The sequence below is a fragment of the Exiguobacterium sp. s35 genome (genome assembly GCF_018617535.1).
GTDB lineage: Bacteria > Bacillota > Bacilli > Exiguobacteriales > Exiguobacteriaceae > Exiguobacterium > Exiguobacterium aestuarii.
In genome coordinates, this window is record NZ_JACSKI010000001.1 from 1,113,227 (window position 1) to 1,127,487 (window position 14,261).

The window sequence follows — 14,261 nt, forward strand, 5'->3', positions numbered from 1 at the left end:
AGAATGTTAGATGGTTCAAAAGGGAATTTTTTCTAATTGTTGAATACTCATATGAACGACTATGATGTCTAGTCCGAAGGGAAGGTTAAGGAAATGATTGAAAAGATGATTCGACATAGTTGGAACGTCATATCAGGATTATTTGTTCTCTTATTGTCACTTTGGTTGAGCGGTCCTGGTATAGCAGAGACAGATACCCCACAATATCGTTGGTATTTCATGCTTTGGTTTGTACTATGGACGGTTGGTTTTATTTTACAGTTCAGAACGCGAACAAAATGGTTGGGTCTGTTCATCACGCTCGTGCCGACATTGTATTATTTTATTTCTGTTCTAAAAGCTGCAGAAGTGATTTCATACTAGTCAATCATGAGCAAAAATCAGAGCCATAGACGATGTCTATGGCTCGTGTAATTTATTCTTTTGATGCAGCGACCGTCGTATCCGCTAACTCTCGCTCCGGTGCAGGTGCCTTCGCGACATTCCCTTTTCCGGCAAAGTTCTCGAGCAAGTCTTTCATATCGATACCCGAAGATGCTTTCAACGTTTGTTGCAATGAAGCCATAAGGTCCGTTGCATATCCCGTCACTTTCCCTGCTCCACCGTTTTGACCACCGCCTGTGTCGACGACAGTGATTTGATCGATGTTGCCAAGTGGTGCCGCAATTTCCTTCGCATAATCCGGAAGCATTTTGACGACCATATCAAGAATCGCAGCCTGCCCATATTGAGCGAACGCCTCGGCGATTTTCTCTTTCGCTTCCGCTTCCGCGAGACCCGTCAAGCGGATGATTTCAGCTTCCGCTTCACCTTTCGCACGTTCAGAATCGGCTTCAGCAAGACCAGCCAAACGAACTCGTTCCGCATCCGCTTTCGCTTGTGCTTCGATGCGATATTTCTCGGCATCTGCGCTTGCGATTTGACGTGCTTTATCCGCAGCGGCCGATTGTTCGATCGAGTAACGGTCCGCATCGGCTTTTTTCTTCACTTCTGAATCATACTGTTTCTCACGACGCATGATTTCTTTCTCTTCGAGCTCGATTTGCTTTTGACGCTCGATGATTTGAACTTGCATCTGTTGTTCTGTAACTTCTTGTTTCGCACGTGCTTCCTCGAGCTCGTACGCTTGGTCGGCCCGGGCTTTGGCAACGTCTTGCTCGCGACGGTATGCCGCAATCCGGAGCTGATTCTCTTTCTCTGCTTCTGCGATTTCTGATGCTCGTTCTAACTCTGCTTTTTTCGCATCTTTCATCGCTTCCGCCTGTTTGATGCGCGTTTCTTTATCCGCTTCCGCTGTTGCGATATCGGCATCACGCTTCACTTGCGCGATACGAGGTTTACCGAGTGATTCTAAATAACCATTTTTATCTCGAACATCTTTGATTGTGAAGGAGACGATGACAAGTCCCATCTTCGCTAAGTCTTGAGAGGCGACGCGTTGGACTTCTTGAGAAAACTTGTCCCGGTTTTTGTAAATTTCTTCAACCGTCATCGAACCAAGAATAGATCGCAAATGACCCTCTAATACTTCTTTCGCCTCGTTTTCTCGTTCAACTTTCGGTTTTCCGAGGAATTGTTCTGCGGCTGTCGCAATTTCACTGATTGACCCGCCGATTTTAATGATGGCCGTTCCGTCCGCCATGACCGGTACACCTTGTTCGGTATACACTTCAGGCGTTGTGACCTCTAGCTTGCTAGAGAGTAAACTGAGTGGTTCTGCTTGTTGGAACACTGGGAGGACGAACGTTCCTCCACCACGAATGATTTTGACACGATTACCCGAGGTGTCGCTATGTACATTTTTCTTGCCTAAATAACTACCTGTTACAATCAGCGCTTCGTCAGGTCCGACCGTGCGGTATTTCAAAACGAATACAAACACGAGTGCGAGGATGATGACCCCGACGATGATGCTGACTAAAATAGCCGTATTCATAAGTTATTTCTCCTCTCGAATCGTAGGTTCGTCATATGTCATGACGATGGCGATATTACTTTTCACTTCAATAATAATGACGCGATGGTCCGTGGAAATCGATGTCCCATCTAAACTTTGAGCTGTCTTCAAAAGGGACCCGGTCACTGTCTCAATCATGACCTCACCGTATCCGCCTTCTGGGATCGGTACTGTTAACCGTCCGACTTGTCCTACTAACGCTTCATCTGTCAATCCGATTGACTCTTCAGCATTGGATAATGGTAACAACACGAACAAATAGAGAAGTGTTGTCAGAGCGAGCGACCCGACCAATGCGACAGCAAGTCCAATCACCGGTGACACGTGCGCCAATGCGTTTAAAATGAGTCCGATTCCAGCACCGAGTGCTAAAAACGATAAAATAACTGCAGGGTTAAACCAGCCTTCAAACATGTCAAATGCATCAGAGAACATCATATAGATGAAGGTTCCAAAACCAGCGATGATCAACACCCACCAGTACAGTTGATCGATTGCCTCCATTACCACCCCTCCTCCTGTCGACGTTGCTGTTCCATTAATAACATACGTCGAAGTTGTTCGACTTCAAGGGCGAGCTGATCCTCAATCTTATCCCATTCGGATAGGGACGACGTGGATAGATCGTTCGCTTCTCGAACTCGACCAATCGATTGTTCAATGCGCCGTCGATTATATACATCGACGAGTTCTTGACGTTCGAGTCGCATCCTGTTTAAAAAATATTCAACTTCTTTTTGAACCTGAACTACTTGATCCGTCACGTCCTCCGAAGAATCTTGCATCAGCAGCCGACGCACTCTCACTTGATGAGCCACTAACTTGGCAATTCTCGCTTCGAGTTCGAGAATGTGCTTGTACAATTCCTCTACCTCATCTTGATGCGTGTCATCGCGCCACCACACGTCCATCTCACCTCACTTTACTCTAATCACTTTCATATACGATAAAACCTCATCATCGGTTTCAAAAAATCATAAAAAAATGTAAAATGAATTTGCCAGACAGAAAGGAAGTGCTCATTTTGGGCAACCAAGTCATCAAGCTATCAACTGCTGATCAAGAAAAACTAAAAAACATGTATCACACGTATGCAGTCACCCCCCCTCCTTACGCGACTTTCAGTGCAAAAACCCCTGGATTTGTCGTCACGATTTATCAATCGGGTAAAGTGATGTTTCAAGGTAAAGATGCAGATTCCGAGGCAGTGAAATGGGGAACCCCTGCCAAGAAAAAACAAGAATCTCCACCGAAGACGACACTACCTGAAGGCTTTTCAAATTGGTCTGTTGTCGGGAGCGATGAAGTCGGAAAAGGTGATTATTTCGGACCACTCGTCGTCGTGTCCGCTTTTGTATCACGCGATCAGATCGCACTCGTCAAAGAACTCGGCGTCAAAGACTCAAAACAGCTGTCTGATCCCGAAATCATCCGAATCGCTAGGGATTTACATGCGACAATCCCATATCAAAAAGCGACACTGCACAACCCGACGTATAATAAGATGCAACGCACGATGACACAAGGCAAAATGACCGCCATCGCACATAACGCTGCACTTCATGCATTGCTTGAAAAACTTGAACAGAAACCAGACGCCATCCTGATCGATCAGTTTGCGGAAAAGTCGGTCTACTATCAACATCTACGGACAGAGCGCGATGTCGTCCGTGATGACGTCTACTTTTCAACAAAAGCGGAAGGACTACACGTCGCAGTCGCAGCCGCGTCCATCTTAGCCCGCGCCTTTTTCTTAAAAGAAATGGACAAACTAAGTAAACAAGCCGGATTGACCCTTCCGAAAGGGGCAGGGGCAAAAGTCGACCAAGTGGCCGCTCAGATCATCCGACGTCATGGACAGGATTATTTACAAAAGATTGCTAAAGTCCATTTTGCCAACACAAAAAAAGCAATAAACTTAAACGAACGTCGTCTGTAGAGGTTCGATTTCAAATATGATATACTCATTTTATGGTTAAATGAACTTAAAATTTTTGGAGGATAGCGTTCATGTTGCATTATAAAACCTACACGATCAGCGATGACCATCCTTGGGTCGTCTTCATTCACGGAGCCGGTGGAAGTTTGTCACATTGGTATCGTCAACTTCGCCCATTCCGTAAGAAATATAATGTGTTGCTCGTCGATTTACGTGGACATGGTGGTTCATACGATGCTGAACAATCGCTTAAACAACCATTGAACGCCTATACGTTCGATGTCGTCGCGAAAGATGTCATCGAGGTCATGGACCACTTAGGCATCGAAAAAGGTCATATGGTCGGACTCTCTTTAGGTACGATTGTGATTCAGGCGATGTTTGAACATTATCCGGACCGGATCGCATCGGTCGTCCTTGGAGGCGCCATCGTCAAGTTCAACGTTCGTTCGACGCTTCTCATTCGACTCGGTAGCCTTGTTCAAAATTTCGTTCCATATATGTGGTTATACAAATTGTTCGCATGGATTTTACTGCCGAAAAAACGGCATAAAAAATCACGGATGATGTTTGTACGAGACGCTGCGAACTTGTGTCAACGCGAATTTATACGCTGGTTTAAGATGACCGAGAACATCAATCCATTACTAAATCAAATCACTTCGATTCAAACGAACGTCCCGATTTTATATATCATGGGCGATGAAGATTATATGTTCCTTGAAGCTGTGGAACGGACCGCAAAACACCAACCGACTGCCAATGTTGAAATCGTTGCAGACTCAGGTCACGTCGTGAATGTGGACCAACCCGAGAAATTCAATTCATTGTCGATGAAATTTATCGACGATCAAATTCAAGCACGCTCTCTACAAATGAGCTGATTCAGGATGCCACCATACATCCTGAATTTTTTTCAGTTTATTTTCAGAAAATATTGATTATTACAAAAATAGATGGTATTCTTTAGCAAATCCAACAAAGAGGAGATGCTTGAGATGTTCAAACCCGTACATATGAACAGCCTGCTGATTATTATTCGACTGAGGGACTGAAATCGTTTTGTTTTTGAAAAACGACTTTTCAGGCCCTTGTTCCCGTGGTAATCGGACAGGCGCCTGCACATGTAACCCGCGCCTATCCTAGTTGGATAGGTTTTTTTATTGGCACATAGACAAAGAGGAGATGATGGAAGTGAAGCAGTATATGATGGATCGAATGGTAAAAATTTCAGCAGGGATGGCAAACGCCGTACTCGTCACGCTCGGTGTTGGTCTATTGATTGAGACGATTGGTAATTTGACCGGGATCGCGATGCTTGTTCAAATTGGACAAGTTGCGAAATCTTTGTTGGCACCAGCACTAGGAGCCGGTGTTGCCTTTCAACTCGGAGGGAATACGCTCATCTTGTTTAGCGCCATGATTGCCGCAACGATTGGCGGTGCTGCTTTAAAAGCGACCGAAAGTGGGCTCGTCCTCGTCCCAGGTCAACCGATTAGTGCATTGATTGCAGCCGCAGCAGCCGTATGGCTCGGTAAACGTGTTCTCGGAAAAACAAAGTTCGACATGATGGTCGTACCCGTAACAGCCGTTCTCGGAGGTGGAATCGTCGGTGTAGCCGCAGCGGCTGTAACGACCCCTGTCATCAACTCCATCAGCCAAGGAATCACAGCATCCGTTGAAACGTCACCAATCGCGACATCTCTCGTCATCGCCCTTGTCTTCAGTGTCATGCTCATGTCACCTGCTTCATCGGCCGCACTCGCCATCGCTCTTCAATTAGACCCTGTCGCCAGTGCTGCCGCATTGATTGGTTGTTCTGCTCAGTTTGTCGGATTTACATTGATGGCGTATCGTCAAACCGATCCAGGTGGTTTGGTCGCTTCCTTCTTTGTCACGCCGAAAGTTCAGTTCCCGAACATCATCAAAAATCCGCGAATCGTCGTTCCACCATTCATTGCCGCGATGATCTCAGCACCGATTGCCACGTTAATGTTCTCACTACAAGTGCCGTATGAAATCGCCGGTCTCGGACTCAACTCTCTCATTGCCCCGCTTCAAATTTTAGCGGTACAAGGAATGGACGCGTTTCTCATCTTCACGATGACGGGTGTCGTTCTTCCTGCACTCATTACCTGGGCACTTTATCGTGTCACGAGCCTCGTCGGTTGGACGAAGTTCGGTGACCTTGCCCTTGAAATTCAATGAAATAAGGAGCGCTGTCCAAATCGGACAACGCTCCTTATTTTTACGCTCGTACTTCAGCGCCGTGTGCTGCACGGACCGCTTCGACGATTGTTTCATATGCTGCTGTTACTTCTTCATCTTGTAACGTTCGTGACGGGTCTTGGAACTTGAGTGAGAAGGCAATCGACTTCTCCTCCGGTCCAACATTTTCCCCTGTATATACGTCAAACAAGACGAGGTCGATCAAGAGTGGACCTGCCGCTTCACGGATTGTTTGCTCCACTGTGCCAGCCGGAATCGAACGTGGCAAGACGAGTGCCAAATCTCGTGAAATCGATGGATAACGCGGCACGTCTTGATAAAGAAGCGTCTCTTCCCCATTAAGTGCCAATAGGTCGAGTTCAAACACATACACTTCTTTCATCCCGTAGACTTCTTTTGACGTTCCTGGATGCACTTGTCCAACATAACCGATGACGTCACCGTTCATCAAAATGTTCGCCGTGCGACCTGGATGCATATCCGGCATCGATACCGCTTCATACGTGACATCAAGACGAAGTGTTTGAAGCAACGTGTCGACAATCCCTTTCGCGACAAAGTAGTCGACCGGAATCCGAGTGCCTTGTGAACGATGATCCATCCAAAGACCTGTGACAACTCCCGCCACTCGTTCTTTTTCACGTGGTAACGTATCACCTTGCTCTGTATAGACACGCCCTGTTTCGTAGAGTGCGACGTTTGATTGTTGACGCGCCGTGTTGTAACGTGCCGCCTCTAGCAACCCAGGGATGAGTGATGTGCGAAGTACAGAACGCTCTTCACTCATCGGCATCGCTAGACGGACGAGTTGATCGGCTTGACCACCAAAACGTGTCGCATGTGCCTCACTCGTTAATGAATAGGTGATCGCTTGTGATAATCCGACCCCTTGTAACATGCGGCGTGTCTTTCTGCGCAACACGTTGATTGCTGGTAAATAGCCTTTCGACTGAGATGCAGGTAACGTCGATGGGAGACTGTCATATCCGTATAGACGCGCAACTTCTTCCGTGATGTCAGCCGGCAGCTCTAAGTCCGGACGACGAGAAGGGATATGGACACTCAATACATCATCGCCTTCTGTAGCTAGACCGAGACGTTCTAAAATACGTTCAATCGTTTGACGATCGAGTGTCATCCCTAAACGTTTATTAATGTAATCGACCGAGACTTCAATTTGACGAGCGCGTGACTCTTTTTCACCAGAGACAGTCGCTTCCCGAATCTCGCCTCCACCGAGCTCCACAATCAATTGAGCGGCACGGTCGAGCGCAAGCATGACACGTTCCGGATCCACACCTTTTTCAAAACGAGCGCTTGAGTCTGAGCGAAGACCGAGCGTACGGCTCGTCTTACGAACTGAAGCCGGATCAAAGTATGCTGATTCTAAGACGATATCTGTCGTAGAGGCGTCCACTTCAGTGTTCGCACCACCCATGACACCTGCGATTGCGACCGGTGTCTGACCATCTGTGATGACCATCATCGAAGCGTCGAGCGTACGTGTCACATCATCCAGTGTAACCATCTCTTCTCCGTTCTCAGCCTGGCGGACCACAATCGATTGACCGAGTTTTTTCGCATCGAATGCGTGGAGCGGTTGACCGATCTCAAGCATCACGTAGTTCGTCACATCAACAATATTATTGATTGGGCGAACGCCCTCTGCAATCAAGATGTTTTTAAGCCATTGAGGAGATTCTGCGATTGTGACTCCTCGTACTTCACGCGCCGCATAGTACGGGCAGCTCGGTGTAGCGAGTTCAATCGACACTTCAGACGCAGAAGAGGACGCGACATCTGCTTCTGGTAACGTGTACGGACGTTCTAGAATTGCCGCCACTTCATGAATGATTCCATAAAGGCTCAAACAATCCGAACGGTTCGGCGTCAGGCCAAGCTCGATGACCTCATCGTTCAAGTCGAGTAAATCGAGTACGTCCGCTCCAACTTGGACATCTTCACGGAACGTGTGAATTCCGTCTTGCTCATCTTCTCGAATTTGCTTCTTCTCGAATCCGAGTTCCTCGAGCGAACAGATCATTCCTTGAGATTCGACACCGCGAAGTTTTGCTTTTTTAATCTTTAGTCCTGGTAAACGTGCGCCAACTTTCGCCACGATGACGTGTTGACCTTCGCGTACGTTCGGTGCGCCACAAACGATTTGAACGGGATCACATTCTCCGATGTCTACTTTTGTCACGTTCAATTTATCCGCTTCTGGATGCTTCTCACATGAAAGGACGCGACCGACGACAATCCCAGAAAGTCCTTCTGCACGGTTTGTGACACTTTCCACTTCAATCCCGTTTTTTGTGATCAAGTCGCCAAGTGCTTCTCCGCTCAAATCTGACACATCAATATATTGATTCAACCATTTTTTTGATAGTAACATCTGTCTTCCTCCTTAGAATTGCTCGATGAAGCGTAAGTCGTTTGTGTAGAAGTGGCGGATGTCATCGACACCGTGTTTGAGCATCGCCATACGCTCAACACCGATTCCGAATGCGAATCCTGACACTTTTGACGAGTCATAGCCTGCCATCTCTAACACATGTGGATGTACCATCCCGCCTCCGAGAATTTCAATCCAGCCGGTTCCCTTACAGACGTTACAACCTTTTCCTCCACACTTGAAGCATGAAATATCAACTTCAACGGATGGCTCCGTGAATGGGAAGAAGCTTGGGCGAAGACGAATTTCACGTGCCTCACCGAACAATTGCTTCACGAACACTTCAAGCGTCCCTTTTAAGTCTGCCATCGAAATCGACTCATCGACGACTAACCCTTCGATTTGCATGAATTGATGCGAGTGCGTCGCGTCATCTTCATCACGACGATATACTTTTCCTGGGCAAATGATGCGAATCGGTTTCCCGTTCGCCTCTAGCATCGTCCGTGCTTGTACCGGTGACGTATGTGTACGGAGCAACGTCTCCTCTGTAATATAGAACGAGTCTTGCATATCACGTGCTGGATGGTCTTTTGGCAAGTTGAGCATCTCAAAGTTGTACAAGTCCGTTTCGACTTCAGGACCTTCTGCGATCGTGTATCCAAGTCCGACGAATAAATCTTCCATCTCGTCGATGATCTGTTGCAAGAGATGACTGTGCCCTGGAGCCGATGTACGTCCCGGGAGCGTCACGTCAAGCGTTTCCGCTTTTAACTTCTCTTCCAGCTCGATTGCCTTCACTTCTTCGATTCGAGCGTCGAGCGTCGTTTGAATCGACGTTCGGACCGTGTTCGCCAATTCACCAATGACCGGACGTTCCTCTGCGGATAGCTTACCCATCCCACGAAGTACCTCGGTCATCGGGCCTTTTTTCCCTAAATATTTGATGCGGACGTCATTTAATGATTTTTGTGTGGATGCTTCTTTGATTTCTTCAAGTGCTTCCATTTGTAACTGTTCTAATTGCTCTTTCATGTGTTCACTTCCTCCTCTACATAAAAAAGTCCCTTCAGTCGTTGACTGAAGGGACGAATCATCGCGGTACCACCCTACTTGGCCAATAGTTGGCCCACTTGAGAGCATCGTTATCGAGATGCCAAACCGGTGTTGTCTCCAACACGACTCCAGAGTGAATTCAGCGACGATTCCGGCTTAGGCTTTCAGTCACGGCCTATGCTCCCTGAACGGAATCGATCATTCGCTTACTATGTTCTTTCAACGTCATATCTTATTCATCGATGTGTTTAACCTATCACGTTTTTCACGCGCTGACAAGATTATTGTAAAGCAATCCGATACATTAAAATACCGGCAGCGACCGCCGCATTGAGCGATTCTGCCTCACCGAGTACTGGAATATGGACACGTGTGTCACACAGTGCCAACACATCGGCATGTACACCTTGTGCTTCATTTCCGATGACCAAGGCTACTTTGTCTTCAAATGCTACCTGCTCATACGATGTCGCTTTCGAAAGGGCTGTTCCATACACATGGAAACCACCTTCTTTCAGTTCAGGTAGTTTTTCAAGCAAGTCAACCGAAGTCACGTTCACGTGAAAAAGGGAACCTTGAGTCGCACGAACGACTTTAGCATTGAACGGATCGACCGTCCCTTTCCCGAGGAGCACCGTATCAAATCCGGCTGCATCTGCCGTCCGGATCATCGTACCTAGGTTACCTGGGTCCTGTACCCGGTCTAACACGAGGACTTTCTTCATCTTACGCTCTACCGGTGTCATCTTCACGACAGCAAACACACCTTGTGTCTTTTCTGTCTCAGATAACAGGTCAGCGACATGATCAGATAACTCGAGCACCGGCATGTCCTCGATGCGCCACGTCTTTTTCGGCACGTACGACTCTGCCATGATGAGTTGTACGAGACGACCTGCTCGGATTGCCTCATCCACCAAATGCTCTCCCTCTACAAGGAATTGCCCGGTTTCTTGGCGTCCTTTTTTCGTCATCAATCGTTTTAATCGTTTAATCGTCTCGCTCTTCGTAGACGTAATCTTCGTCATATTATCCCTCTTTCAACCATTGGACCGTCTCGTGGTCTAAGCGTTTCGTTAATGCGACAACGAGTTCAATTGCTGCTTCGTAGTCGTCTTTATGGATGATTGACACGTTCGTGTGTAAATAACGAACAGGTACTGTTAACGCAATCGCCGGCATTCCAATCCCAGACAAATGGAATCGTCCTGCGTCTGTTCCGCCACCTGGTGTCAAATCAAGCTGATATTTGATGTCGTTTTCTTTTGCTACCTCAACAATGAGGTCGACGAGACGTGGATTTGTCACGGTCGTTGCATCAAAGAAGATGACTTGAACGCCATCGCCGAGTTTTGACAATCCTTCTGCCGGTGTCATTCCTGGCGTATCACTTGGAATTCCTGTATCGACAGCAATCGCCACATCCGGTTGAACCAAGTTAGCCGCTGTAACCGCTCCACGCAATCCAACTTCTTCTTGTACCGTCGCACCTGTATAGATGACACCTGGGAATGCTTCTTCTTTCAGGCGTTTTGCAGCTTCAATGGCAATGGCACAACCGATTCGGTTGTCCCAAGCTTTCGCCATCAAGAAGTTCTCATTTTTCATGACCGTGAATTCACAATGCGGGACGACCGTATCACCCGGACGAATTCCCCATTCGGCGACTTCGTCTTTTGATGTCGCTCCGATATCTAAAAACATGTCTTTGATTTCAACTGGTTTTTTACGTGCTTCAAGGGGAAGGACATGTGGTGGTTTCGCACCAATCACTCCCGGGATTTTTTCACCTGAACGCGTCACTACATCCATCCGTTGTGCCAATAAGACTTGGTTCCACCATCCACCAAGCGCTTGGAAACGTAGGAAACCACCTTCTTCCACACGCGTGACCATAAAGCCGACTTCATCCATGTGACCTGCAATCATGACACGAGGACCTTCTGATTTTCCAGTCACTCGACCAAATAAACTTCCGAGACCGTCTTGTTCAAATGATTCGACATGTGGTTCAAGGTATTCACGCATTAATTGACGGACTTCCCCTTCATTTCCTGGGACGCCAGTTGCGTCTGTCAGACGTTTTAACATATGTAACGATTCATTCATACCAATCCGCTCCTTTTCCTTAATAGCCTAATTGTTGTCGCTCATGATTCACTTCATTTTTGTTCATATACGCCATGAAAATGAGTTGTTCATTGAACCCAAGCGTATAGCCAAGTTCAAGATACGCTGCCATCAGCGTCTCGTACATCGCTTCTGTTTTCGAAAGACCAAAGTTCGTCACTTTTCGATAAATATCTAAAAAAGCATCAGTCGCATCAAGATATGAGCTCCCCGCCGGAAACGCGTCTCGTTCATACCCAAGTGCAAGGCCGAGTGACAGTAAGAAGTGAATGCCGTCTACATATTCTTCTAAGATCACATCTTGAGGCGACGGTCCTTTCTTCGACCAAAACTTAAAGCTACGTGTTTCGTTAGCCAGTTCACCGAGTTCGACAAGCAGCGCCAGTAACCGTTCATCGAATTGATTGCCGGATAATCCATGTTGTTCTTTGATCCGCTCGTCTAATTCGCGCTGCCGATCAAACAATGTTGTCCAGTTCACCGGATGTTCCTCCTCTATCTCCACTTATAGCAGTACTAAAATCATTAAAGACCAGCCTACCGCTAAAATCAATACTTGTAATTGGAGCAGTTTTGGGGCATGAACGGTCTTTTTTCGTGTCAAATGGAGACCGAACAAGGCACCGATGGCTCCTCCCGCATAGGCGTATAGTACGTTGAAATCACCTTGGCCATGCGTATAACGTTTTGCCTGGATATAGGTATATACGTTCAAGACGATCAGCGCAAGGGCAACGATGGCGACAACTGATTGATTCATACGCTTTCCTCCTTCTTTTAATTCTAAGAAATTCTGAAGAAAAAAGAAAGCGCCGAGAGAGTGTCTCGGCGCTGTCGATTGAACGATTACGCGTTCAATTTTGATTTAGCTGTTTCAGCGAGTGACGCGAATGCCTGTGCATCTGTCACAGCAAGCTCAGCAAGCATCTTACGGTTGATGTCGATTCCTGCAAGCTTGAGGCCGTGCATCATACGGCTGTATGAGAGACCGTTTGTACGTGCTGCCGCATTGATACGTGTGATCCAAAGACGACGGAAATCACGTTTCTTCTGACGACGGTCACGGTAAGCGTACATGAGTGACTTCATGACCTGTTGTTTTGCTACTTTAAATAGAATGTGTTTCGAACCAAAGTATCCTTTGGCAAGTTTAATTTGCTTTTTACGACGTTGACGAGTCGTATAACCGCCTTTTACGCGTGGCATATGGATTCCCTCCTAATTGTTTCTGTATTACTTCGCGATCATGTTGCGAATGCGTTTGAAGTCTCCAGCTGATACGATAGCGCCTTTACGGAGCTTACGTTTCGCTTTAGTCGATTTGTTTGCGAACAAGTGACTTGTGTAAGCGTGTGAACGCTTGAGTTTACCTGATGCTGTACGTTTGAAACGTTTTGAAGCACCGCGGTGCGATTTCATTTTCGGCATGAGTATTTCCTCCCCACTGAGAATCGATGATTAATCTTCTTTGTTCGGAGCCAGCACTAAGAACATGCTGCGTCCTTCCATCTTCGGCTTTTGTTCAACTGTTGCCAAATCGGCACATTCCGCTGCCATTTTGTCCAAAACACGTTTCCCGATTTCCGAGTGTGTGATGGCACGTCCGCGGAAACGAATCGAAGCCTTCACTTTGTTTCCTTTTTCAAGGAACTTGCGTGCGTTACGCAATTTTGTTTGGAAATCGTTGTCCTCGATTGTTGGACTGAGACGTACTTCTTTCATTTGGATGACTTTTTGGTTCTTACGCGCTTCTTTCTCCTTTTTCTGGAGTTCGAAACGGTACTTCCCATAATCCATAATTTTAGCGACCGGTGGATTCGCTTTGTCTGCGACCAAGACTAAGTCTAGTTCCGCTTCTTCAGCTAAACGTAACGCATCGTTACGCGATTTCACACCGAGTTGTGCGCCGTCTGCGCCAATGAGACGTACTTCACGGGCACGAATGTTTTCGTTGATAAAGAGCTCTTTGCTAATGGTTAGCACCTCCATCGTGCGATTGCACGAGATTTAGATTGACAAGACAACATGGCAATAAAAAAAGCGTCGGCAGTTTCCCACCCACACATCAGTTGAGGTCATAAAACGGCAGACGTTGCCGATTGAACCAAGAACTTGATGGACCTGCCTGATGACTCTCAGACGAGGTGAAAAGCGGGTGCTTCTGCTTTGTTGTTTTTAATCACTATGTCATCTTAGCACTAGCAGGAAAAGATGTCAAGATATCGCGCATGAATAATTGGTAGCTCACACTTTTATGATGATACCAGTCATTCTCTCGTTTCGCAATACCTTTTCAAAGGGAATAATGAATTATCAAAGGAGGGATTTACATGAACTGGCGAAAAGACGTCTCGCGCGAACATGACTATCACGACCAGGTTCAGCAGATCGTCAGTAAAACGATGCAGGCGCATGGCTTAGAAGATGAGAAGTTGCAGGCAGTATTAACGGACTTATTAGAAGAAATGAATCGTATCACATTAAAGATTGTCGATGATCACGAGTCGGCTCAAAACTATATTCATAAACGATGGTACTAAAGAGTGAGGAACTCT

Annotated in this window: 16 protein-coding genes; 4 read left to right on the forward strand and 12 right to left on the reverse strand. The window is 46.8% G+C overall.

Annotation, left to right across the window (positions count from 1 at the left end):
* Window positions 1-415 precede the first annotated feature (415 nt).
* The 3 genes from KNO75_RS05790 to KNO75_RS05800 are packed head-to-tail and all read right to left on the reverse strand — an operon-like array spanning window position 416 to window position 2,862.
* Window positions 416-1,936, reverse strand: coding sequence for a flotillin lipid rafts scaffold protein FloT (locus tag KNO75_RS05790; protein ID WP_214693180.1), 1,521 nt, complete (start codon window positions 1,934-1,936; stop codon window positions 416-418).
* 3 nt (window positions 1,937-1,939) lie between these two features.
* Window positions 1,940-2,461, reverse strand: coding sequence for an NfeD family protein (locus KNO75_RS05795; protein ID WP_074033399.1), 522 nt, complete (start codon window positions 2,459-2,461; stop codon window positions 1,940-1,942).
* Window positions 2,461-2,862 (reverse strand): hypothetical protein, encoded by a 402-nt coding sequence (locus KNO75_RS05800; RefSeq protein ID WP_214820336.1) that lies wholly within the window; start codon window positions 2,860-2,862, stop codon window positions 2,461-2,463. Before KNO75_RS05800 ends, KNO75_RS05795 begins: the two co-directional genes overlap by 1 nt.
* A 119-nt stretch (window positions 2,863-2,981) precedes the next feature.
* Here KNO75_RS05800 and rnhC point away from each other — a divergent pair, with 119 nt between their 5' ends.
* From rnhC to KNO75_RS05815, 3 genes are all read left to right on the forward strand, one after another.
* Window positions 2,982-3,896 (forward strand): ribonuclease HIII, encoded by a 915-nt coding sequence (gene rnhC / locus KNO75_RS05805; RefSeq protein ID WP_214820338.1) that lies wholly within the window; start codon window positions 2,982-2,984, stop codon window positions 3,894-3,896.
* 71 nt (window positions 3,897-3,967) lie between these two features.
* Window positions 3,968-4,780, forward strand: a complete 813-nt coding sequence (locus tag KNO75_RS05810) for an alpha/beta fold hydrolase (protein ID WP_214820340.1) — start codon at window positions 3,968-3,970, stop codon at window positions 4,778-4,780.
* Between the two features lie 301 nt (window positions 4,781-5,081).
* Complete coding sequence (locus KNO75_RS05815; RefSeq protein WP_214817042.1) at window positions 5,082-6,104, forward strand: PTS sugar transporter subunit IIC; 1,023 nt, start codon at window positions 5,082-5,084, stop codon at window positions 6,102-6,104.
* A 40-nt stretch (window positions 6,105-6,144) separates the two neighbouring features.
* On the opposite strand, the gene pheT is transcribed toward KNO75_RS05815, so the two are convergent.
* From pheT to infC, 9 genes are all read right to left on the reverse strand, one after another.
* Complete coding sequence (gene pheT / locus KNO75_RS05820) at window positions 6,145-8,520, reverse strand: phenylalanine--tRNA ligase subunit beta (RefSeq protein WP_214820342.1); 2,376 nt, start codon at window positions 8,518-8,520, stop codon at window positions 6,145-6,147.
* Between the two features lie 12 nt (window positions 8,521-8,532).
* Window positions 8,533-9,555: a phenylalanine--tRNA ligase subunit alpha gene (pheS, locus tag KNO75_RS05825; RefSeq protein ID WP_214820344.1), complete on the reverse strand. Its 1,023-nt coding sequence runs from the start codon at window positions 9,553-9,555 to the stop codon at window positions 8,533-8,535.
* Window positions 9,556-9,857: 302 nt separating this feature from the next.
* Window positions 9,858-10,604: a TrmH family RNA methyltransferase gene (locus KNO75_RS05830; protein WP_214820352.1), complete on the reverse strand. Its 747-nt coding sequence runs from the start codon at window positions 10,602-10,604 to the stop codon at window positions 9,858-9,860.
* 1 nt (window position 10,605) lies between these two features.
* Entirely contained in the window at window positions 10,606-11,685 is a 1,080-nt protein-coding gene (locus KNO75_RS05835) for a M42 family metallopeptidase (protein WP_214782226.1), read from the reverse strand.
* A gap of 19 nt (window positions 11,686-11,704) precedes the next feature.
* A complete protein-coding gene (locus tag KNO75_RS05840; protein ID WP_214749310.1) occupies window positions 11,705-12,187 on the reverse strand; it encodes a dUTP diphosphatase in 483 nt (160 codons plus the stop codon).
* A 24-nt stretch (window positions 12,188-12,211) separates the two neighbouring features.
* Window positions 12,212-12,466: a hypothetical protein gene (locus tag KNO75_RS05845; RefSeq protein ID WP_214693206.1), complete on the reverse strand. Its 255-nt coding sequence runs from the start codon at window positions 12,464-12,466 to the stop codon at window positions 12,212-12,214.
* 86 nt (window positions 12,467-12,552) lie between these two features.
* On the reverse strand, window positions 12,553-12,912 hold the full coding sequence (gene rplT, locus KNO75_RS05850; RefSeq protein ID WP_012726696.1) for a 50S ribosomal protein L20: 360 nt from the start codon (window positions 12,910-12,912) through the stop codon (window positions 12,553-12,555).
* Between the two features lie 27 nt (window positions 12,913-12,939).
* Window positions 12,940-13,134 (reverse strand): 50S ribosomal protein L35, encoded by a 195-nt coding sequence (rpmI, locus tag KNO75_RS05855; protein ID WP_012726697.1) that lies wholly within the window; start codon window positions 13,132-13,134, stop codon window positions 12,940-12,942.
* A gap of 30 nt (window positions 13,135-13,164) precedes the next feature.
* Window positions 13,165-13,695 (reverse strand): translation initiation factor IF-3, encoded by a 531-nt coding sequence (gene infC, locus KNO75_RS05860; protein ID WP_074033409.1) that lies wholly within the window; start codon window positions 13,693-13,695, stop codon window positions 13,165-13,167.
* 341 nt (window positions 13,696-14,036) lie between these two features.
* On the opposite strand from infC, the gene KNO75_RS05865 reads away from it, so the two are divergent.
* Window positions 14,037-14,246 carry a hypothetical protein gene (locus tag KNO75_RS05865; protein WP_012726699.1) on the forward strand — a complete coding sequence of 70 codons (210 nt, stop codon included), beginning with the start codon at window positions 14,037-14,039 and terminating at the stop codon, window positions 14,244-14,246.
* Window positions 14,247-14,261 lie beyond the last annotated feature (15 nt).